A 20,493-nucleotide genomic window follows, 5' to 3' on the forward strand; every position below is an offset into this window, starting at 1 on the left:
CCCGCCCCGCGCTCAGACGCCGCCCGGCGCCGCCCGTCCCGTCACCGCCGCCAGATAGGCGTCCGCACGGTCGGCCTCCATGAGCCAGTCCTGGAAGCGCGCCGGATCGGCGTAGCCGTTGACGAACCGGTGGGCGACGTCCGGATGCTCGGTCGCCGTGGCCAGGACGCGCTGGACGTGTTCGGGTAGTGGAGCCAGCAGCATGTTGCTGAACGTCGCCCCATGCCGGGCGTACTCCCAGTACGCGGCGAACGTCCGCCGCATCCACGTCCGGTCGAACGGCCGGTCGCCGTGGTCGAGGATCGCGCGGAGATAGCCGTCGGCGCAACGCGCCGCGCTGTTGGCGCCCTGGCCGGCCAACGGGTCGTTGAGGACGACCGCGTCCGCCATGCCGAGGACGTACGAGTCCACCGCGACCCGCGCCACGGGATGCCGGACGGTGGGCGTGACGGCCCCCGTGAACGCGGCCCCCGCATCGGTCGGCTCCACACCCGAGAACAGCTCGTACTCCCATGGAAGGTGGCTCCGCAACAGCTCGAGCGACCGCTTGACCACCTCGTCCGGGCCGGGCCTGTCCTGCCAGCAGTCCAGCGGCCCGCCGGGCAGGGCCTCCCACGACAGCATCCCGCACGGCCCGCCCACGGTGGTGCCCGCCATGGTGAGGAACTCCCCACATTCCGCCATGGAGTTGACCCGCATCGGTGAGCCGTCCACGTCCGGGGCCCGCTCCATGCCGTGTACGTACGCGGTGGCCAGGATCCGCTGCGGACGGTCGTAGGGGCTGTGCCGCTCGTCGCGCGCGAAGATCTCCGCCAGCGGACCGTGGCCGGTGGCGATCACCGTCAAGTCGTGCCCGGACGCGATCCGTTCCAGCTGCTCCGGCTCGACCATGCCGTACTCCACACGGCCGCCCCGCTCCTCCAGCAGCTCCAGCCAGCGTGCCGTCTTCAGCCGCTGGTCGACGGACTGGGCGGGCTCGTCGAGCGCCGCGCCGAGGCGCGCGGCCTGGGTGCCGGGTGGGTCCGCGACGGTCAGCCGCATCTCCGTGAGCCGCGGGGTCTCCTCCTCCCAGAGGTTCAGCCCGGCCGCGCGCTCCAGGGCCAGCGTGGGGCCGAACATCACCTGGGTGGAGAGCACGTGTCCGGCCCGGATCTCCTCGGGGTGGCGCGCCGCGTACAGCGTCACCTCGTGGTCGAGGCCCTCCCCGGGCCGCTCGGCCCTGAGTCCCAGGGCCAGTTGCAGCCCCGCCTGCCCCGCGCCGACAATCGCGATCCTGCGCATCGCCGCCTCCGCCGGGCCCGGAGGTCGCCCGCCGCGTGGTCCGGAACCATGGTCCGAATAGCCGGGCCCGCACCCGTTGTAGCGGCGCCCGGTGCGCGGTGTACAGATGGCCTGCGAATGCCGTGCGGCTGCCGCACGGGCGCGCGCGGCGGCCGCCCCGGCACGGGCCACGGGCGCGCCTCGGGTCAGTCTCTCGGCCGCTCGCCGTCCAGCAGTCCGGACCGCGCCGCGTTGTAACCGGCCTGGAAGCGGCTCGTCGCCTCCAGCTCCTCCGTGATCTCCGAAATGTGGCGGCGGCAGGTGCGCACCGACATGCCCAGCCTGCGCGCTATCACCTCGTCCTTGTAGCCGTTCGCCATCAGCCGGACGATCGACAGGCGCAGGTCGTCGGTCGTGGCCGGCGCCTTCGCCGACTCCGGCACGAAAGGCGTCGCGCCGTCCCAGAGGTGCTCGAAGACGGAGCAGACGAACGCCACCAGCGTCGGCTCGCGGACGACGGCCGCGCCGGGAGGCCGGCCCGGTCCCCGGTGGGCGGGCAGGAAGACCGTCTCCCGGTCGTAGACGATCATCCGGTCGATGACCTCGTCGGCCGTACGGACCTCGACGCCCGCCGCGGTCACATCGCGCACGTACGCGCGCGTGGCGAGATCGCTGCGTGCCGGGTGCTGGTAGATCGTGCGGATGCGTACGCCCCGGGAGCGGATGGCCAGTGTGGCCCGGCGGGCGGCGTCCAGGACATCGCCCGGCCGCGCGCCGCCCGGCTGCACGGTGAACATCTCCTGTCGGCAGCGCGAGCCCAGGTGGTCGAGCATCGACTGGATGGTGTCGACGTCGTCGATGACGTCGAACGCCTCCAGCCGGTTGCGCAGCCGCCGGCCCTCGAAGTAGACGGGGTTCAGGGACAGCAGCCGGCCCCGTACGTCGGTGACGGCCTCCTGGAGGTCGCGGATGCGCCGTTCCGCCGAACCCACCAGGTCCGCGGCGGCGACATCCGGCCCGACGGGCACGAGCACGCCGGGTTCGCCGGGCATGGGCTGGAGCAGTCGCAGCCGGGAGAGGACCTGACGGGCGCGGTCGACCTCGGCCGGGGTGAGGGACAGGCGCCCGGCGATGTCGTCGGCGTCGAAACGGCCGAGCTCCACCGCGTGCCCGTACGCCGCCGCACTGAGGTCGTCCAGTTCGGCGAACTCGTCAGGGGCGTCAGGCAGCACGGTCACCATGATCCCTCGGGTCAATGGGGCGGGGCGCGCTTTTGGCCTGATGTTTACCAGAGCTATGCGTCCGGAGGCGGTGCGCGCGGGGGCCGGGTTCCGAGGATCGTACGACGTGACATGGGCGGGGAGCCGCGCGTTCCCCGGACGCTCGACGTCGATGGCTTCCTCAAGCCTGTTCGGGGCGACCGCGCAACAGCCGAATATGAGCCACTTTCACGGCCTCCTGATGCGGGCCTTCCGCGCCCGATGTCCCCACCGCGCCGGGCGGCAGGCGCCCCGGTGCCTCGCGAGGCCCGCGGGCGGCGCCTCCGTGACAGTCCGTCGGGGAGTCATGACAGCCCGTTCCGGTATGGCAGGAAACCATCGCTTCCCGAGCGCCTCGCTGGGCAGCCTTCTGGCCGGTCACGCTCCGCGGATGAGAGCGGAGCATCCGCCCGGAAGGGTCGGTGGCAGGGCCGAAGCCGATCCAGGGAGGCAGACGATGACGACGCAACCGAAGGTGCCACGAGCGGCGGCCCCGCCTGTGGCTCCCCAGCTCCAGCGCGCCGGGATGCTGGACCGGGTCGAGGAACGGCTGCGCGGCCTCCTCAACGACGAACACCGGCGCTGGCGCACCGCGGACACCCGGGGCGCCGGCCTGATCGAATCCCTCGCCGAACTCGTCGCCGTGGGCGTCGACCGGGTGCGCCCGGTCGTCCTCGTCACCGGCTACCTCGCGGCGGGCGGCGACCCCGAAGCCTCCGAGGCCGTCGACGCCGCCGCCGCGCTCGAACTCCTCGACACCTGCACCCTCATCCGCGGCGACGTCCGCGACAACGCGGCCCTGCGGCGCGGCATCCCCACCCTGCACGTCAGCCGTGCGGCGGAGCACGAGCGCAACGGCTGGGCGGGCGACGCCCGGCGCTTCGGGGACTCCACCGCCACCCTCGCCGGTGACCTCGCCCTCAGTCTCGCCGACCGGCTCGCGTCACGGCTGCCGGGCGCCGCCTGGCAGATCTGGGACGAGCTGCGCGTGGAGCGGGTGATCGGCACGTACGCCCACGAGGCCATGGCCGCCGAATACCTCGACGACCCCTGGCCCGGGCGGTGCATATCGGGATGCGACCGCGGCTGTACGGCGGGTTGGTACGCGCTGTGCCACCCCCTGCGGCTGGGCGCCGCCCTCGCCGACCGCCCCGACCTCGACACCGCCTACGACGCGTACGCCCGTTCCCTGCACGCCGCGTGGCGCCTGCGCGGCTTCCTCGACGGCGGGCCGGAGTACGACTGGGACGCGGAGTTGCTGCGGGAGATCCTCCTGGAGCGCGAGGAGCGCGGCATCGCCGAGCGGCTCATCCGGGAGCTGGTGGACCGGGCCTCGCGCACGGCGGCGGGCTCGCGGCTGACCGCGGGGTGGCGGGAGGAACTGGAGGCGTTCGCGGTGCGGATGACGGCGGAGAGGGGCTGACGCGGGAGCGCCAGGGGGAGGTGCCGGGCGGAGGTGGTGGTGCCCCGTCAGGGTCCCGTGCACAGGGCCCTGGTGGCCCTGCGGGGCATCCGGCTCCCGCGGCAGGGCCGGGTGGCCACCCTTGCCGCCTTCCCGCTCGCGGGGTTGGTCCTCGTCGCGGTCGCCTGCGGCGGGGCCAGGTTCGTGTCCCCGGCCAGGATCCGCTGGTGGAGGTGTTGCAAAGGGCGGCTCGGCTCGATCGCGAGCTCCTCCACCAGGGTGCGCCGCACGCGGCTGAAGACCTGAAGCGCCTCCGCCTGCCGTCCCGCGCGGTAGAGCGCGAGCATCAGGTGCCCGTGGAACTCCTCCCGCAAGGGGTGTTCCGCCGTCACCGAGCGCAGTTCCGCGATCAGCTCCCGGTGCCGGCCCAGGTGCAGCTCCGCCCGTACGCACTGTTCCAGCGCCGCGATGCGCGCCTCGCCCAGCCGCACCGCCATCGCCTCCAGCAGCGGGCCGTGCGGGGTGTCCGACACCAGCGGGCCGCGCCAGAGGGCGAGCGCCCGGCGCTGCGAGCGGGCGGCGGCCTCGAAATCGCCCCGCTCCAGGGCGCGACGGCCCTTCTCGCGCAAGTCCTCGAAGTCGTCGAGGTCGAGTTGCCCCGGGGCCACCCGCAGCATGTAACCGGGCCGCCTGGTGAGCAGCGCCTCACGCCCGTACGACGGCGTGGCGGTGTCCAACAGTTTGCGCAGCTGGGACACATAGACCTGGACCGTGGTCGTCGCGGTGCGCGGTGGATCGGTGGTCCACAGCTCCTCGATGAGACTGTCCACCGAGACCACCTCGCCGGCCCGTACGAGCAGCGCGGCGAGCACCGTCCGGGGCTTCGCGGCACGCGGGGCGTACGGGCCCGGAGCCATCCCCTCCGTCTCCGGCGGGTCTATCTCCAAGGGGCCCAGAATGCGGAACTTCATCGTGGCCGTTCTGTCATCACGTCTGCTCGGGTGGGGCCGGACAGCCTTGTGACCCAGAGTGCGCGATCAAGCCCCGGCCGGGCCAGCCGGGGACGGTGACAGCAAGCTGCACGACACGAAGTGTCAGGCGGCCGCCCGCTGCGCCTCGGCCTGCTGTGCCTCGGCCTCGGCCTGGAAGAAGCGCTTCTGAGCCACCTCGGGGTAGCGGATCGTGAACACCACCGGCACCACGAAGGTGACCGTCTTGATGACGATCGCCGGGATCAGCGCCTTCGGGTCGTAATTGATCAGCGCGCCCAGTGCGACCGCCGCCACGGTGAACGACAGCGCCCAGGCCGTGGTGATCACGGCATTGATCTTGTAGAACAGCGGCGTCTGCCACACGCTCTCCGGTGCCGAGCGCCGTGCCATGCCGAGCGTGAAGGGCCTGCGGATGGCCAGCGAGCCGAACGCCGTGAGGGCCAGCCAGGCGTCGACCAGTGCCGCGCCGTACGGCATGAGGGAGGAATGGGGCGAGAGGAAGGACAGCAGGGTGATGCCCGTGAAGAACACGGCGGCGCTCACCTCGATGACCATCTCGTCCCACTTCTTTCCGGACCGCCGGTCGACGACGACCACGATGAGGGCGATGAGAAGCCCGGCCATCGCGCCGTTGCGCCAGTTGTCGTTCCTGGCGAGGGCCGCGTAGGCGATCCAGGGGAGGAAGCTGACGAGGTAGCGGATCATGAGGCAGCTCCTTTCAGACCGTTCATTGCGCCAGACGGCCTTAAAGCCCCGCTAAAGCGGTCGGCGGCGCCCCTCCCGTGCGCCGGAGGCACCGGTCCCGCTCCTCGTTCTCCTCGGTGAAATGACCGGAATGCACAAGGGAAATCGCGAATCACCCGTCCGCGCCATGTACGAAACCTTTGTGACTAATGGACGTTGATCCTCACCCCGGCCGTCACCGGTCGGGTGCCCTCAGAACGACCGAGCAAAGGTGTCTCCGCATGTCACGAATCGCCAGAACAGCCGTCCTGACCGCCACTGTGGGCGCCGCGTTCGTGGGCCTGACCGGAAGCGCCGTGGCCGACGCCGGCGCCGCCGGCTACGCCGCCGGATCCGCCGGCGTCGTCTCGGGCAACGTCATCCAGATCCCGATCCACGTCCCGATCAACCTGTGCGGCAACACCATCGACATCATCGGCCTGCTCAACCCGGCATCCGGCAACACCTGCATCAACACCTGATACCCCGGCCCGCCGGCAGCCGCCCCGCGGGTCGTACGCGAGCCGACCGACGGTCCCGGGGTGCCCTCCGCCCCGAACCGAGCGGTGTGGCGCCCTCGATTCCTTTCGTGGGCGCCACGCTTGTGCCTGGGCCGCGCTCGTCCACAGCCGCTGCCCGCGGTTATCCACAGGCGCGGCGGAAGACCCCCGTGATCGCGACCTTCCCGATAGCGTGAGCGGATCGGCGAGTGGGGGAGGGACCATGGATCCGTTCACGATGGCGGCGGTGCTGTCGGCCGTCGACACGGCGACCTCGGGGGCGTTGTCGGGCGCGGCGGGCGAGATGGGCCGACGGACCACGGAGGGGCTGGCGGGCCTGGTCCGGCGAATGACGCGCCGGGGCGAGGACACCGCCGACCCCGTCCCGCCCGGCCCGGACGATCCGACTTCCTCCGCCCCCGTGCCCGCGATGGCGCCCACCGACGCCGACGGACGCCGCGCCCTGGCCGCGCTGCTCATCGAACAGGCCCGCCGCGAGCCCGCCTTCGCCCGCGACCTGGCCGTGTGGCTGCGCGAGACCATGCTGGTGCGCGACTCCGCGCCGGCCGCCGGGCCCCCGGCCTCCCGCCCGCGACTCCTCCCACCGGGCACGGCCGCCTTCACCGATCGCGACCACGTACTGGCCGCCATCACCGAGCTGTTGGACGAGACGGACAGCGCCGCCGCCCCCGGGGCGTACGGAGCCACGGGCGCTCCCCGCGTCGTCGTGCTCACGGGGCCGGGCGGCGTCGGCAAGACCGCCACGGCCGTGCACTGCGGACACGCCCTCGGCGACCGCTTCCCCGACGGCCACCTGTACACCGACCTGCGCGGTGCCTCCGCCGCCACAGCCGTCACCCCCTCCGGGGCGCTCGTACGGTTCCTGCACAGCCTGCGTGTGCCGGCCGACCGCGTCCCGGCGGACGAGCGGGCGCAAACCGACCTCTACCGCGAGCACACCGCCGGCCGGCGCCTGCTCGTCTTACTCGACAACGCCCACAGCGTCTCCCAGATCACCCCGCTGCTCACCGCCGCGCCCGGCTCGCTGGTCATCGTCACCAGCCGCCACCGGCTGCCCGAACTCGTACGCGACCACGGCGCCCGCCCGATCCGGCTCGGCCCCTTGTCCCCGGCCGACTCCGTGCGCCTGCTCACCCGCCTCGCCGGACCCGAGCGCTTCGCCGCACAGCGCCCGCACGCCGAGGCGGTGGCGGCGCGGTGCGGCGGCATGCCACTGGCCCTGTGCGAGACGGGCGCGCGCGTGGCGGTACGGGAACACCTCAGCTGGGAGAGCCTGGAACGGGAATTCGCCGCCCTGGACGTCCACCTGGGCCCTGACCCGCACCACGGTCCGCCAGGGGGAGCGCCGGGTGAGGCACGGGGAGCGGCCGACGACCCCGTCCAGCTCACCACCGACCTCTCCTACCGCGACCTCGCCCCCGAAGCCGCCCGCCTCTACCGCCTGCTCGGCCTGTGCCCCTGGCCCGACATCCCCGTCGGCGCGGCGGCCGCCGCCGCGGACATCACCGACGCCGAGGCCCGTGCCCTCCTCGACGACCTCGCCGCCGTCCACCTGCTGGAGGAAGTCGGCGAGGAGCGCTACCACTTCCACGACTCCGTGCGCCGGCACGCCGAGCGCCGCGCCCACGCCGTAGACGGCCGCGCGGCCACGGCCGACTCCGTCCAGCGCACGCTCACCTGGTATCTGCGGTTCGCCGCGGCCGCCGACTCCCGCGTCATACCGGGCCGCTGGCACCTCGGCCCCGCCTACGCCGAGCCGCACGGTCCGGACGACCGCGCGCCCGAGTCCGCCCGCACCGCCCTCGCCGACCTGCGCCGTGAGCGGGAGAACCTCGCCGAAGCCGTCCGGGCCGCGGAGGAGTACGGGTTCCACGACCTGGCCTGGCAGCTGTGCGAGGCCATGTGGGGCCTGCACCTGCGCCTTGGCTTCCACGAGCAGTGGGTGGCGACCCACCTGCGGGGCGTCGAGGCCGCCCGCCGCTGCGCCACCGCCTTCGGTGATCGGCGCGCCGAAGGACGGGTACGGACCCAGCTCGCCTTCGCCTATATGGGTCTGGGGCAGCTGTCCGACGCCGAGGACGAGCTGACCGCCGCCGCGGCGGCCGACCAGCGCGCGGGCCACCGCCGCGGGCAGGCCACCGCCGTCGAATCCCTCGGCCTGCTGTGCCTGCGGCAATGGCGGTACGAGGAGGCCGAGGACCGCTTCCGGCAGGCTCAGGGGATCCTGCGCGACATCGCCCCCGGCGAGGACGGCGCGGAGGACGTGCCGCGCGCCCTCGCGCTCTTGGAGCACCACATAGGGCGCGCGCTGCGCGGCCAGGGCCGGTCGGCCGAGTCCGTACGCCGACTCCTGCACGCCCTCACCCGCTTCCAGGACCTGCCCCGGCGCGACCGCTACAACGAGGCCCGGGTACGGATGAGCCTCGGCGAGACCCATCTCGCCGCCGGCGACCCGGCCGCGGCCCGTACGGCCCTCGACGAGGCCCTCGCGGTCATGGAGGCGGAAGGAGCCGTCCTCCAGCAGGCGGACGCCGCCGAACTCCGGGCCCGCTGCGCCGAGGACCTGGGGGACACGGCGGATCAGGTCCACCATCTGCGCCTGGCACGCGTCCTGTACGAGAAGTCAGGCGACAGCGGGGCGATGGCACGGCTGGACGCCCGCTTGGCGCGTCTCGGCATAACCTGACCGCCCAGGACAGCAGCTGACCATCCGTCACCACTCGGGCTCCATCCGGACGTGGTGTCGCGTGGTGCCCGTCACGACGGTGATGCCGGTTCCGGTCGCCTCGTCCAGTGACTTGCCGCCGCTGATCCAGGCGTGCAGGGCGGAGGCGTAGGCGGCCGGGTCGCACAGGTCGGGCCGCCCGTCCCCGCCGGGCGCGGCGGCCAGCCGGACGAGTTCGCCGGCGCGGGTGCGTACGGTGCAGTGGTCCGGGCCCGTCACATACGCGGCCAGACCACAGCCGGGGTGGCGCGCGAGGATCTCGGTGGTCCAGGCGGCGGGCGGCCCGACGCGCGGGTCGTCGGCCGCCGCGTACCGCACGATCACATCGGCGATCCGCAGCCGCCCCGGGTCCCGGGTGTCCTCGTGCACGGCGGTGTGCGCGTCCCAGCCGATGTCGTCGCCGTCCGGCTCGTCACGCGCGTCCGCGTACCGGACCACGGCGATCTCGGGTGGCGCGGCGCCGACCAGCCGCGTCAGGACGCGGAGGGGTGCGGTGCGCTCGGCGGGCTCGTACGAAGGAAGGGGCAGTCGGTCGAGGAGGGCGGGCCGGTCAGTGGGTTCGGGCAGGCCGATGAGCTCGTAGAAGGCTCGGCGGAGGAGCGCCGCCGACTGGCCGGGCGAGGAGCTGACCTGGTCGGCCAGTGCGCGGTAGCGGCCGGGGTCATAGGTGTCGACGGCCCGGTCGAGCTGGGCGCGCAGCCCCTCGTACGGTCGCAGGCGCGGCGCGGTGCGACCCAGGGCGGCGACGGGCGACGCCGGGTCGAGGGCGCCGGAAGGGAAGGCCCCGAGCAGGACGGGCGTGCCGATGGCGGCGGCGTAGAAGGTGACCGACCCGTGGTCCCCGAGCACACAGTCGGCGGCGATCAGCGCCTGCCGCCACCCCTCCAGCGGTGGTACGAGCACCATCCCGGCCCGGTGCGCCCGGTCCAGCCAGGCCCGCACCTGACCGGGGCCGTGCCCGTGCCAGATGTTGGGATGGAGGACGGCGGCGGTCCGGTACTCGTCGGCGGGCAGCTCGGCCGCGAGCCGGGGGAGGAGGGAGGGGAGCAGGTCCCCGTGCTCGGTCTCCTCGGCGTCCCCGAAGAGCGAGCCGGGCGACCAGGTCGAATTGACGACGATCAGCCGCTGCCCGGCGGCGACGCCCAGCGCGCGCCGGAAGCGTTCCCGGTACGGCAGGCCGTCGAGGATGCGGTCGAAGCACGGATCCCCGGCGAGCACGGCGGTCCCGGCGGCCTCGGGGCACGCGAGGCGCAACCGGTCCAGCTGCTCGGGGTGCGAGAGCACGGTCGCGGAGGCGAGGGGACGCCCGTCGAACAGCAACCAGTCGGACGAAAGCCCGAAGACGGGGGCGTCCGGGACGGGGGCGTCCGAGGACGGGGACGTCCGGTGTCCGGTGTCCGGTGTCCGGTGTCCGGTGTCCGGTGTCCGGTGTCCGGTGTCCGGTGTCCGGTGTGGCCAATTTCTTATTGTAGCCAACGCCGTGCGACAACACAGCCAAATCACCATCCAGAAGATGGAGTTGGCCGCCGTAGCTCGCCGATATCGCGAGGTCGACCGGCGTGGCCTTGGCCTGCTCCCAGGGCAGCACCGGCAGTCCCGCAGCCTCCATCAGCTCGGGCACCCCGGCGAGGAACGGTGACGAGCCGGTGCACGTCACGAGCATCTGCACGCGCGGATCGTCGTCGAACAGCGGCAGCACGTCGAGCAGTCGCGAAGCGGACGTCACGTTGTGCACGACGAACAGAACCCGCCGGCACCGCCCCCGAGTGACCCACCGAGAAGCGTCCCGCCCCACAGGCACCCGAACCCAAGCCTCGGTCACCACACCACCCCCCCAACTACCACCTGCCCCACTGAAACACATTCCAGCGTCGCGATGGCCCTAAAGCGATCTCTTGGGGGAGGGGGAGGGGTCAGCCCCGCCCGAAGGCAAAAACGCCCCTCCCGAAGGGGAGGGGCGTGCGGCACAAACGGAGCGCCCCCGGCAGGACTCGAACCTGCGGCCAAGCGCTTAGAAGGAGCTTGCTCTTTCGGCTCCTTGCGCCTGCTGACCTGCATCTATTCGTGCAGGTGATGGCCTATCAGGAGTTTTGTGGGACGTATGTGGGATGGGCTGGGGCGCTTGAGGCGTCTTGCCCCTGGCCTCGCTTGCCTACTGATGCTCCGGAGGACCTTGCGGGGCGGCCGCCCTTCCCGGGCAGGTCAGAGGTATGCCTGCCTTCCGAGGAACTGAGTGACGGCCTGGTGTTGCTCCCCGTACGCTCCGTGCATGGTTTACATCATAGCTCTGAGCGCCAAGGAACTCGACCGTATCGATGAGGAGTTGCTGGTCAAGCAATCCTTCACGAAGACGGTTGCTACGGCCTCTCTTCCTGGTGATCGAACGCCCCGTATCGCCCTGCTCGTCACGCGGTCTTCCGGCGAGGATGGCCGGTGTCCGCTGCGCTGGTTGGGAGTCGTGCGGCAGCCTCGTGGGGACAAGGTGGCGGCCGTTGATTCCCGGATCACCGTCGAGTTGGTACGGGAGAGCCCCGTTCCAGTCCTTATGCGATCACTTCTTGACGAGACGCCGCTTCGTCTACGACGTACTCTGGTGAGTGCCTTGGCGGGTGAAGTCACGGTCCTCGGAGACGAGGAATCCGAGGGCCTGTTGGAAGTTCTCGCGCGGCAGGACGACGTGCTGCGTAGGATGCTCGACTTCCTGGGCGAGGCGGCCGAGCCCGACCCGTTCGACCCTAGGCGCGTGGCGGATCGTGCTTGGCAGGAGCAGTACGACATGACTCGCCTGGGGCTGGCCATCGCTAATATCCCTCCAGCGCGGCTCGCAGCCTGGCGGCGCCCGAGCGACCCGAATGCCCCTCACTTGGCCGGGCTCATCCCGGAGCCATTCGAACAGGGCCTGATCGAAAATGATGCGCGGCGCATCGATTTCGATGCGGACGTGTTCAGTGAGGCGGGATGGCCTTCCGGAGGCCACGTCGCCGGGGCGTCGTTCCGCTGCGACATCCATGTGTTCGAACATCTCGGTAGTCGTATCGAGGTGGCGAATATCAACGCAACGCCGGTGGAAACTCGGCTTGGGGCGGACCTGATCTACTACCACGAGGCCACGCAGAGTTTTATTCTTGTGCAGGCTAAGCGGCTCCCCTCGGAGGCAGGCTCCCGATGGATGTATGTGGATAAGCAACTCCTTGGGCAGCTAGATCGTTTGGACCAGGTGGCCGCGATGAGCAGAGCACCATGGGCGCCTAACGATTGGCGGCTGGGCTCGGACCCTTGCTTCGTTAAACTCGCCTACTGGCCGTTGAAGGAAACTGTCGACCCAGGGCCGGCGCCAGGCATGTATCTACCGGTGCCATATGTGCGGCTGCTACTGGGCGACGATTCGACGAGTGGCCCGAACGAGGGAACCCGCCTTGGGTACGGATACGTCGAACGGTATTTGGGGAACACGGAGTTCACTCAGCTCGTGAAGAACGGGCTTGTAGGCACAGTGGGCACCACGCTCGACGATCTGAGGACGCTCGGCAGAGAGCGGGCAGAGGAAGGAATGTCCGTATCCATCGTTGTGGACCGGGCCACCGCCCCGACACGTGAGGTGGTCAAGGAACGGCACAAGCGGAACCACACGCGGGGATACGACAAGGCCCTTGCTAAGAAAGCACGCCGCAATCGGCCTCGTGACCCCGGCCCCGGACAGCAGTCGCTGTTCGGGTCTTGAGCCGAGCAGCGGTTGATCGCCGCGCATCGACTTCTCCGGTGATAATCGGGACGCCCAAACTTTGCGGAACGGTGGGGTTGAGGTAGTTTCTTCCTTTCGCTCCTGTGCGGCGAGGGCCGCGATCAATCGGGAAGATCACAGTCACGCACCTGCCAGAAGCGACCGCATGGGGCTCAGAGGGTCAGTGAGATCATAGATATTGAGAGGTGCAAGTGCGCCCCTGCACTGCTTGGCTCTGCGATCGGGAAGAGCTGGATCGAGGCGTGGCGTGTGATGGAGGCCGCCTATGACGTCAGGGTTTGGCAGATCGAGGTCCACGAGGGGCAGCGCGGGGCTTCTTATGGAGTGCGCTGGGCCGTCGAGGGGAGGAAGCACCGAAAAACGTTCCAGACATGTGCCCTGGCCGACGGATTTCGTGCTGAACCGGTGACCGCGACGCATCATGGCGTCCCATTCAACATATTGACCGACCTGCCGGATCAGCACTCGCCGGCAGCCTCCTCGATGAGTTGGTACGACTTCGCTGTCCAGTTCGTTGACGCTCAGTGACCCAGGGTTCCGCGAACCACCGCAAGAACACTGCCCGGACACTCGTGATCACAACGACGGCTCTGTTGGGCGGAAACCCTCCTGGCGGCGGCGTGCGACATTTCCGTACCGCGTTGCGCGAGTGGGCGTTCAACACCAACTGTCGGGACAAGGCGCCGTCTGAGGTCGTAACGCTCCTCGACTGGGCGCGACGCCGTAGCCCCACTATGGAAATTTGGGGTGACCCCGCAGCGGTAGCCGACGTACTCCTGGCACTCGGCACATTGCTGGATGGATCAGCCGCTGCGGCCTCGTCGGTCCGGCGGCATCGCCGCATCCTGAACGTGGCGGTGGGATACGCGGTGCAGCGGAAGATCCTCCCGAACAACCCTCTACCCAAGGGGCGCAGAAGCATCCCGCGGGAGTGCGTTGCTGTGGACCGACGCTGCTTGCTCAGTCTCGGCATGAACACAAGTCTTCTGGCCTGGATCGGCTACCGTCCGCGTATGGGCCGGTGCTACCGCGCTTACTTCGCCAGCCTCTACTACGCCGGACTGCGCCCCGAGGAAGCCGTTGCTCTCTTCGTCCGTGACGCTGCTCTCCCCGAACGCGGCTGGGGCGAGTTGCTCGTGCACGCCACACGACCCGAAGCGGGACGGCACTGGACGGACACAGGCCAGGTTCATGACGAGCGGAACCTCAAGGGCCGCGGTGAGGGCGACACTCGCGTCGTACCGGCCTATCCTGAACTCGTCGCGATCCTGCGTGACCTGATCAAGGAGTACGGCCTTTCCAGCACCGACATCCTGTTTCAAGGGGAGAGAGGCGGCCTGCTCGCAGGCTCCGTATACCGCAGGGTCTGGGGCAAGGCCCGCAGGGCGACCCTTACCGAGGCGGAATACGACTCCCCGATCGGCAAGCGCGCCTACGACCTGCGGCACACCTACCTGACCAGCTGGCTGAACAACGGTGTCCATCCAGCACAGGTAGCCGCGTGGGCTGGCACCAGCGTGGCCATGCTCTACGCCACCTACGCCCGCTGCATTGTCGGACAGACCAAGGAACTGGAGGCCCGCATCGAGCCGGCGCAAAGCCTTTCGGTGCGGGAGGCCGCGGCGGCGTAGTACGACTGAATGGCGCCAGGAGCATGCAAGGTCAGCGAGTACGTCGGTAGGGATCCGTGTACGGCTCCATGGACTGGCGGATCTCTTCCCGTACCGGGTCCATGAGGGGACCGGGGGCGTAGTAGCGGGCTCGGGCCTTACCGTGGGGGACGAGCCAGCCGCGGGCGACGAGCTCGCGGATGTCGCGGATTGCTTGTTGGTCGCTGAGGTCGGCGTCCTGCTGGTAGACGGTGCGACGGACCTTCGCGTCCGAGAAGGCGGGCAGCAGGGCGTAGACCACCCGCTCGTCCAGGCCGACTGCCTCGACGCCTTCGACCAAGCGGGTCCAGGCCCGCGACATTACGTCGAAGCGCCGCTGGGCCTGCTGGGCTTGGCGATGGTGTGCGGTCAGGCAGAACCGGATCCAGGGCCGGGTGTCCCGCTCCGGGCTCCAGTGTGGGCCGCCCACGTCTTCCAGGACCTGGTAGTAGGCGTACGTGTTCTGTCCCCGGCCGAGCCACTCCTCGATGGACGAAAACTCGGGCGGCATCAGGGCTTCTCGGGAGAACACGAGGGTGGACAGGGCACGGGACATGCGCCCGTTGCCGTCCTTCCACGGGTGGATCTTGACGAGGTTGAGGTGGGCCATGGAAGCGCGGACGTGGACGGGGGCGTCGAGGTCGCCCTCGTTGAGCCAGTCGATGAACTCCGACATCAGAGCGGGAACGTCCGCCTGGTCCGGTGCGGTGTAGGCCGGGACCAGAGGGTCGTCGGGGCTGGTGACGTAGACAGGGCCGTCGCGCCAGCGGCCGGGGCGCTTGTCGAGGTGGTGTCCCTGAAGCATGAAGTGCAGGCCGTTGAGCAGCCCGGCGTCGTAGCGGAAGTCGTCGCCTGCGTCGGCGAGGGCCTGGATGTAGGTCATGCCCCGCTGGTAACCCTCCAGCTCGGCACGTGTCTTCTCGCCGGTCTCCAGGGGTTCCTCGCCGGACATGAGGGCTTCCACGTCGTCGACCGTCGCGGCGTATCCCTCGATGGTGTTCGATCCGGCGATCGCACGGGCGGTGAGGTTGCGGCGCAGCTGGCGGGTCCAGCGGGGGGTGGCCCGGAGCATGTGGCGCAGTGATCGGCGCATGCTCTCGATCTCGTCGAGGGCCCGCTGGTCGTCGGTGTCCAGGGAGGGAGTCGCGTACAGCATGCGTCCATGACACGATAATTGTGTCATCAAGTCAAGCGTGCGTGTCCGGATCAGATCACCGTGGACGGAGCGGTCTTACCGAGGTAGATCTTGAACGCCTCGCGGATCTGGCCGCGCGTGTAACCGACCGTGTTGACGTTGGCCGGCACGACCTCCCGCTCGTATCCGCGCTTGCGGGCGGAAAGGTACTTGACCACGCTCGACGCTCCCGTGTTGGAGACGAACAGGTTCCGGGCGGTCCTCAGGTCGCTGTGCAGCCCTTCGAAATTGCGTGCATGACCGATGCCGACCCGGCTGGCCGTGTAGTACTTGCACTCGATGGCCAGCAGGCACTTGTTGCCCCGCGGTGCCATCCGGATCTGCCGTGAGAGCGCCGCCTCGTCGGCCGGCAGGATCAGGACGTCGCACTCGTGCAGCACGCCGGAGTTCCCCTGGACCTGGACGCCGAGGTGCACCTCCAGAGCCGGGGCGCGGTTGAATTCCACCACGGCGTGGGTGTACGGGTGTGTGGTGCTGTAGAGCTGGCCGGGGCTGGTGCGGAACACCAGATTGTTGACGGCGTTCCCATCGACGTCCCTGTAGCGGACGGAGGCTCCCAGGCTGCTCGCGGTGGAGGTTGCCAAGGAGAAGAGGTATCCCTCGTAGACGTCCCAGGGCTGAGATGCTGAGGTGTAGGAGACCCCAGGGCCGGCGAGCAGGGTCCGGATCTCGTGGAGCAGGGTGTTGACGGCGCTCATCGGCTGATCTCCTCGCGAGCTTCGCGGAACAGGTTCTGAAGGTGTGCGCGGGTGTCTTCGGGAAGGCGTGCGGCGACTTCATGGGTCTGGTCCCGGCGCCCGGTGAGTTCCTCGTCCGGGACGAACCGAACGCTGCGCACGGGTACGCGGTGCGGATCGTCCTCGGCGTTCACGATCTTGAGGGTTTCCGCTTCGATCTCGGGCAGTTCCAGGAACAGCCGGCGCAGAGCGTCGAGGTGCAGCTCCGTACGCTCGCGGGCGTTCATGGGGCGGGTGGTGACCACCACGGACGCCCCGCGCTTGAGGGACCTGTGGAAGATGTCCGTGCCCACGTCTGCGACGGCGAGTGCTTCGTATTCCTCGGTGGACGTGCCGCGGCGGCGCTGAAGGAGTTTCTCCTCCGCGATGCCCGTGGCGATGGCCTCGTCAAGCTCGTCGAGCAGCCAGTCGAGTCCGGCGGACCTGATGAGGTCCCTGAGCAGGTCTTCCAATTCACGCATCTCGACTGCGTTCACTCTGTCCTCCGGTCTCATGTGGGATGGGCGTGGGCAGGGCGGCCCTGCGTCGGCTAAGCCGCCCCGCCTTGGTGGGCGTCAGGATTCATGGCGGTGCATTGGGAGCCGTTACGGCCCCGTGCGCGCCTTTCCGTCACCAGCCCCGGATCCGGCGGCCGTGGTCCGTGTCCGGGCCGAGGATCGCATCGGCCACCCGGCCGCCAGAGCCCTTGGCGCCGCCGCCGAAGTTGAGAGTGCCGGAGGCGTTGGCGCTGGCGGCGACCCCGTCCCAGTAGCGGGCCTCGCGCTCGAAGCACACCGGTTCCAGGAGACGTACCAGCTCGTCCGGGCTCAGTCGCGTGCCGGTCGCCGCCCAGCTCGTCGCCTGGTGGGCGGCGATGCCAATGCCGGCGAGGACGGCGGGAGCGCTCACCGCGTTGCGTGCCGCGAAGTGGGGGAAGAGTCCGGCGATCAGGTGCGACAGCAGCGGCACGAGTTCGCGCTCGGCCTGTTCGGCGTCGACGCCGTCCGGCAGGTCGACGTCGTGCACCGTGGACGAGGACAGGTTCAGCCCTGCGCGTCCGTGCAGCGTGGTGATGACCAGGACGCGCAGCGCGGAGAGCGTGACGACCTCGGGGTCGGTCTTGGTGAGCTGCCGCTTGCGGTTCTGCACGAGCTTGGTGAGCGGTACGATCTTGCCGTCGTGTTCGACCTTCACGGTCTCGGCGATCCGATGCGCGAGCTGAGTGCCAATGTCGCGCTGGTCCATGGACATGGCGAGGTTCTTGGCGACGGGTACGCCCTCGACGTTGCGATCGTAGAAGATCTGCCGGGCGTCCTGAACGCTGAGTCCGAAATAGAGCTCGAAGGGCACCCGGACCCGGCTCAGCTGCTCGAACGTCACGCCGAACCGCTCCGGGTCGTCGTATAGCTCATGCCAGGCCGTGACCTGCGTCTCCCCGTCGATGGCCACCACGGGAGAGCCCGGCAGCACCGTGATCCGGCAGATCCCGCTGCCCGCGACGAGTCCGTCGCCGACCGCGCCGGGCCGGCCGTCCAACCAGAGCGTGATGGGCGGCGTGGACCACGCGGCGCCGTGCCCGCCGCTGACGCCGGTCGCGATGTAGGAGGCGTACGCGGCTACGTTCCGCCCCTTCTGCGTCGACTTCAGCATGCGCTGGACCAAGGCGCGCACCTCGGCATGGCGGCGCACCGAACCGGACGCGTACTTCAGCGCCCGCTTGTCCTCCTCGGCCTTCGGTGACGGGACGAGCTGGAGCAGCGTGGGCAGCCCGACGGTGCCGATGACGGCGTCCGGGCGGAAGGCGGTCACGGTGAGCTGGATGCCTTCGATGGTGGCGGTGGGCATGGCAATGGTCATGGATTCCCCCATGAGGTGGGTGCCAGACGCTTACGGCCGGCGACAGTTCGAGTTGAGCACATCGTTGAAAGCACTGTCAAACAGTTGATTCGAATTCGGAGTCGTGTAATCTGTTTCCTGTCGCTCATGCCGAACAGCGAGGAACCCTTGTCATGCCGAAGCAGCCCGAGCCTTCCGCCGTGCCTGAGGTGTCCGCTCAGGTCACCGCGGCGGAGATCTCCCGCCTCGCTGGGGTCACGCGTGCGACAGTCAGCAACTGGCGCCGGCGATACGCAGACTTCCCGTCTCCCGCAGGGGGCACGGACAGCAGTCCGCTGTACGATCTCGCAGCGGTTCGCACCTGGCTGGCCGGGCGCGGGCACGGGGAGAAGGTCCCGCCCCTCGAAGAGCTGCGCACCCTGCTGCGGCTGAGCGCGCACGGCCGTTCGGTGGCAGCTCGCCTGCTTCCTTTCGTACTTGCTCAGCGTCGATGCCCCGACCTTTTCGAAGCGGCCGATACGCTTTCAGATGATGACGTGGCGGTTCGGGCGCAGGCGAGTACCCATGAGCTTCCCGCGCCGCCGGGGGCCCGATTCGACGACGTGACCTACACGGCGTCGGACGCGGCTCTGCTCCGCGCAGTGCTTCGTTGTATCGACGCCGGTCAGACCCAGGACGCCGTTGACGTGCTGGCAGAGCGCGAGCTGGAGGACGAGGCGGCCAGCGGCGCGTATGCCACACCGGGCCCGCTGGCCGACCTCATGGCCCGGCTCCTGGGTGCTGCCACGCCGCAGTCCCCTTATCCGAAACGCGTCTTCGACCCGGCCTGTGGCAGCGGCGCCCTACTCGTCGCAGCAGCCCGGCAGGGCGCGCAGCACCTGTACGGTCAGGACCTAGTGCCCGTACAGGCCCGGCGGAGCCTGATCCACCTGGGCCTCGAAGCGTCTGATTCCTCGGCTGACGTCCGCGCGGAAGACTCTCTGCGCGCCGACGCCTTCGCCGACCTCACCGCGGACGGCGTGCTGTGCAACCCGCCCTATGGCGATCGTGACTGGGGTCACGACGAACTTGCTTATGACCCCCGCTGGGCCTACGGAGTCCCGCCGCGTGGCGACTCAGAACTGGCGTGGGTTCAACACGCGTTGGCCCACATCACGCCCGGGGCATTCGCTGTCATACTCCTGCCGCCGGCCGCCGCCACTCGCTCCCTGAGTCGCCGTATCCGTGCCGAGCTGATCCGGGCAGGCGCGCTCCGCGCTGTCGTCTCGCTGCCGGCCGGGGCTTCGCCGCCGCTCCACATCGGGCTGCACGTGTGGATTCTTCAGCGCCCTGAACTGACCGCCCCGGAATACCAGTCAGTCCTGTGTGTGGAGGGCGCCGCCCTGACCAGCTCTGACGGGAAGCCTGGGCCCCGTCCTGCGCGAACGTTGGGCGGCAGGATGGCCAGCCGTGATGGTGTGGTCGCTGCCGCTTGGGACACCCTGAGCGAGGGAGTGCTGCGCTATTGGACCTCGTACGTCACTGACCCGTCCGGCTTCGAGGACGTGCCGGGTCAGGCGCGCGCCGTGCCAGTAGTGGATCTCCTTGACGATCTGGTCGACGTCACTCCGGCCCGCAACATCCGTACGACGGCGGCTGCGGCAGATCCAGTCGCTATCGCTGAGCAAGCCCGGCGGCTCCGGCGTGAACTGGCACAAGCTGCGGATGCGTTGGCTGCATCAGCGCGGCAGGAGGACTGGCCCGCGGCTGGTGCACAGGCCCGTCAGTGGCGTACGGCGACCCTCGCCGACCTCACGCGAGGCGGAGCCCTCACCATCCACCGCGCCGGCCCGCCCTCTTCCCGGGAACGAGACACCCCGCCTCCCGCCGAATACGCGAACCGGCCCGTACTTAGCGGGCGTGACCTCGTGACCGGGCAACGAGCCACCGCCGATCCCGAGACACCGGTCCCGCACACGACGGCGATCGTCGCCGAAGGCGATGTGCTGCTGGCCGAGATGCGTAGTGACAGCGGTACGAAGTCCCGCGTCGCCGACGAGCAGGACAGCGGCGCGGTCATCGGCCGCGGAGTCCGCCTGATCCGACCAGACCCGAAACGCCTCGACGCATGGTTCCTGGCCGGGTTCCTCGCCGCCGAGGACAACCTCAACAGCGCCTCGGTCGGGACCAGCTCGCTGCACATCGACCCATCACGGCTCCGTGTTCCGCTCCTGCCTTTGGAAGAGCAACGCCGCTACGGCGAAGCCTTCCGCGACCTGTACACCTTGCGACAGGAGGCGCGTCGGGCGACCGAACTCGCCACGTTGATGCCAAAGGCACTCGCGGACGGCCTGACCAGCGGGACACTGTTGCCACCGTCACCGAATGGCAGCGACAGAACAGACCCGACCCACCCCACCTCGTAGACGCCTGAAGCCACTCCATCGCATCGGATCACATCCGCCCCGCCTGTCCCGCTCTGGGAACCGGGCCC

General features: G+C 69.9%; 16 protein-coding genes. 7 read left to right on the forward strand and 9 right to left on the reverse strand.

The annotated features are described in order from the left end of the window. Positions 1-12: 12 nt before the first annotated feature. Positions 13-1,281 carry a styrene monooxygenase/indole monooxygenase family protein gene (locus ACZ303_RS04705; protein WP_467335025.1) on the reverse strand — a complete coding sequence of 423 codons (1,269 nt, stop codon included), beginning with the start codon at positions 1,279-1,281 and terminating at the stop codon, positions 13-15. Positions 1,282-1,466: 185 nt separating this feature from the next. Beyond that, positions 1,467-2,492, reverse strand: a complete 1,026-nt coding sequence (locus ACZ303_RS04710) for a helix-turn-helix transcriptional regulator (RefSeq protein ID WP_467335027.1) — start codon at positions 2,490-2,492, stop codon at positions 1,467-1,469. 484 nt (positions 2,493-2,976) lie between these two features. Between ACZ303_RS04710 and ACZ303_RS04715 the strand changes: the two genes are divergently transcribed. Further along, on the forward strand, positions 2,977-3,942 hold the full coding sequence (locus ACZ303_RS04715; protein WP_467335029.1) for a polyprenyl synthetase family protein: 966 nt from the start codon (positions 2,977-2,979) through the stop codon (positions 3,940-3,942). A 47-nt stretch (positions 3,943-3,989) separates the two neighbouring features. Here the strand turns inward: ACZ303_RS04715 and ACZ303_RS04720 are convergent, their stop codons facing one another. Together ACZ303_RS04720 and ACZ303_RS04725 are read right to left on the reverse strand one after the other, a co-directional pair. Continuing rightward, complete coding sequence (locus ACZ303_RS04720) at positions 3,990-4,892, reverse strand: AfsR/SARP family transcriptional regulator (RefSeq protein WP_467335031.1); 903 nt, start codon at positions 4,890-4,892, stop codon at positions 3,990-3,992. 123 nt (positions 4,893-5,015) lie between these two features. Beyond that, on the reverse strand, positions 5,016-5,618 hold the full coding sequence (locus tag ACZ303_RS04725) for a DUF3159 domain-containing protein (protein WP_467335034.1): 603 nt from the start codon (positions 5,616-5,618) through the stop codon (positions 5,016-5,018). Between the two features lie 260 nt (positions 5,619-5,878). On the opposite strand from ACZ303_RS04725, the gene ACZ303_RS04730 reads away from it, so the two are divergent. Both ACZ303_RS04730 and ACZ303_RS04735 read left to right on the forward strand, forming a co-directional pair. Further along, positions 5,879-6,118, forward strand: a complete 240-nt coding sequence (locus tag ACZ303_RS04730) for a chaplin (RefSeq protein ID WP_467335036.1) — start codon at positions 5,879-5,881, stop codon at positions 6,116-6,118. A 241-nt stretch (positions 6,119-6,359) separates the two neighbouring features. Beyond that, positions 6,360-8,843 (forward strand): ATP-binding protein, encoded by a 2,484-nt coding sequence (locus ACZ303_RS04735; RefSeq protein ID WP_467335038.1) that lies wholly within the window; start codon positions 6,360-6,362, stop codon positions 8,841-8,843. Positions 8,844-8,870: 27 nt separating this feature from the next. On the opposite strand, the gene ACZ303_RS04740 is transcribed toward ACZ303_RS04735, so the two are convergent. Beyond that, complete coding sequence (locus tag ACZ303_RS04740) at positions 8,871-10,202, reverse strand: hypothetical protein (protein ID WP_467335040.1); 1,332 nt, start codon at positions 10,200-10,202, stop codon at positions 8,871-8,873. A gap of 949 nt (positions 10,203-11,151) precedes the next feature. Between ACZ303_RS04740 and ACZ303_RS04745 the strand changes: the two genes are divergently transcribed. From ACZ303_RS04745 to ACZ303_RS04755, 3 genes are all read left to right on the forward strand, one after another. Next, a complete protein-coding gene (locus ACZ303_RS04745) occupies positions 11,152-12,603 on the forward strand; it encodes a hypothetical protein (RefSeq protein ID WP_467335042.1) in 1,452 nt (483 codons plus the stop codon). Between the two features lie 270 nt (positions 12,604-12,873). Then, positions 12,874-13,152, forward strand: a complete 279-nt coding sequence (locus ACZ303_RS04750; protein ID WP_467335044.1) for a hypothetical protein — start codon at positions 12,874-12,876, stop codon at positions 13,150-13,152. 443 nt (positions 13,153-13,595) lie between these two features. After that, entirely contained in the window at positions 13,596-14,255 is a 660-nt protein-coding gene (locus tag ACZ303_RS04755; protein ID WP_467335046.1) for a hypothetical protein, read from the forward strand. A gap of 31 nt (positions 14,256-14,286) precedes the next feature. Here the strand turns inward: ACZ303_RS04755 and ACZ303_RS04760 are convergent, their stop codons facing one another. The 4 genes from ACZ303_RS04760 to ACZ303_RS04775 form a co-directional block, all read right to left on the reverse strand. After that, positions 14,287-15,429, reverse strand: a complete 1,143-nt coding sequence (locus ACZ303_RS04760; protein ID WP_467335048.1) for a Fic family protein — start codon at positions 15,427-15,429, stop codon at positions 14,287-14,289. 50 nt (positions 15,430-15,479) lie between these two features. Then, positions 15,480-16,166, reverse strand: a complete 687-nt coding sequence (locus ACZ303_RS04765; RefSeq protein WP_467335050.1) for a hypothetical protein — start codon at positions 16,164-16,166, stop codon at positions 15,480-15,482. Beyond that, positions 16,163-16,666 (reverse strand): hypothetical protein, encoded by a 504-nt coding sequence (locus tag ACZ303_RS04770; protein WP_467335052.1) that lies wholly within the window; start codon positions 16,664-16,666, stop codon positions 16,163-16,165. The genes ACZ303_RS04765 and ACZ303_RS04770 overlap by 4 nt, the downstream gene beginning before the upstream one ends. A 148-nt stretch (positions 16,667-16,814) precedes the next feature. Next, positions 16,815-18,041: a ParB N-terminal domain-containing protein gene (locus ACZ303_RS04775; protein WP_467335054.1), complete on the reverse strand. Its 1,227-nt coding sequence runs from the start codon at positions 18,039-18,041 to the stop codon at positions 16,815-16,817. A gap of 152 nt (positions 18,042-18,193) precedes the next feature. Between ACZ303_RS04775 and ACZ303_RS04780 the strand changes: the two genes are divergently transcribed. After that, entirely contained in the window at positions 18,194-20,425 is a 2,232-nt protein-coding gene (locus ACZ303_RS04780) for an N-6 DNA methylase (protein WP_467335056.1), read from the forward strand. Positions 20,426-20,493: the final 68 nt, after the last annotated feature.

Source organism: Streptomyces sp. NPDC023527 (assembly GCF_055560115.1).

What these genes read in the sequence shown, in the direction of transcription:
- ACZ303_RS04705 (WP_467335025.1), bottom strand. Translation starts at nt 1,281, where the DNA reads ATGCGCAGGATCGCGATTGTCGGCGCGGGGCAGGCGGGGCTGCAACTG.
- ACZ303_RS04715 (WP_467335029.1), top strand. Translation starts at nt 2,977, where the DNA reads ATGACGACGCAACCGAAGGTGCCACGAGCGGCGGCCCCGCCTGTGGCT.
- ACZ303_RS04720 (WP_467335031.1), bottom strand. Translation starts at nt 4,892, where the DNA reads ATGAAGTTCCGCATTCTGGGCCCCTTGGAGATAGACCCGCCGGAGACG.
- ACZ303_RS04725 (WP_467335034.1), bottom strand. Translation starts at nt 5,618, where the DNA reads ATGATCCGCTACCTCGTCAGCTTCCTCCCCTGGATCGCCTACGCGGCC.
- ACZ303_RS04730 (WP_467335036.1), top strand. Translation starts at nt 5,879, where the DNA reads ATGTCACGAATCGCCAGAACAGCCGTCCTGACCGCCACTGTGGGCGCC.
- ACZ303_RS04735 (WP_467335038.1), top strand. Translation starts at nt 6,360, where the DNA reads ATGGATCCGTTCACGATGGCGGCGGTGCTGTCGGCCGTCGACACGGCG.
- ACZ303_RS04745 (WP_467335042.1), top strand. Translation starts at nt 11,152, where the DNA reads ATGGTTTACATCATAGCTCTGAGCGCCAAGGAACTCGACCGTATCGAT.
- ACZ303_RS04755 (WP_467335046.1), top strand. Translation starts at nt 13,596, where the DNA reads ATGAACACAAGTCTTCTGGCCTGGATCGGCTACCGTCCGCGTATGGGC.
- ACZ303_RS04760 (WP_467335048.1), bottom strand. Translation starts at nt 15,429, where the DNA reads ATGCTGTACGCGACTCCCTCCCTGGACACCGACGACCAGCGGGCCCTC.
- ACZ303_RS04765 (WP_467335050.1), bottom strand. Translation starts at nt 16,166, where the DNA reads ATGAGCGCCGTCAACACCCTGCTCCACGAGATCCGGACCCTGCTCGCC.
- ACZ303_RS04770 (WP_467335052.1), bottom strand. Translation starts at nt 16,666, where the DNA reads ATGCGTGAATTGGAAGACCTGCTCAGGGACCTCATCAGGTCCGCCGGA.
- ACZ303_RS04775 (WP_467335054.1), bottom strand. Translation starts at nt 18,041, where the DNA reads ATGACCATTGCCATGCCCACCGCCACCATCGAAGGCATCCAGCTCACC.
- ACZ303_RS04780 (WP_467335056.1), top strand. Translation starts at nt 18,194, where the DNA reads ATGCCGAAGCAGCCCGAGCCTTCCGCCGTGCCTGAGGTGTCCGCTCAG.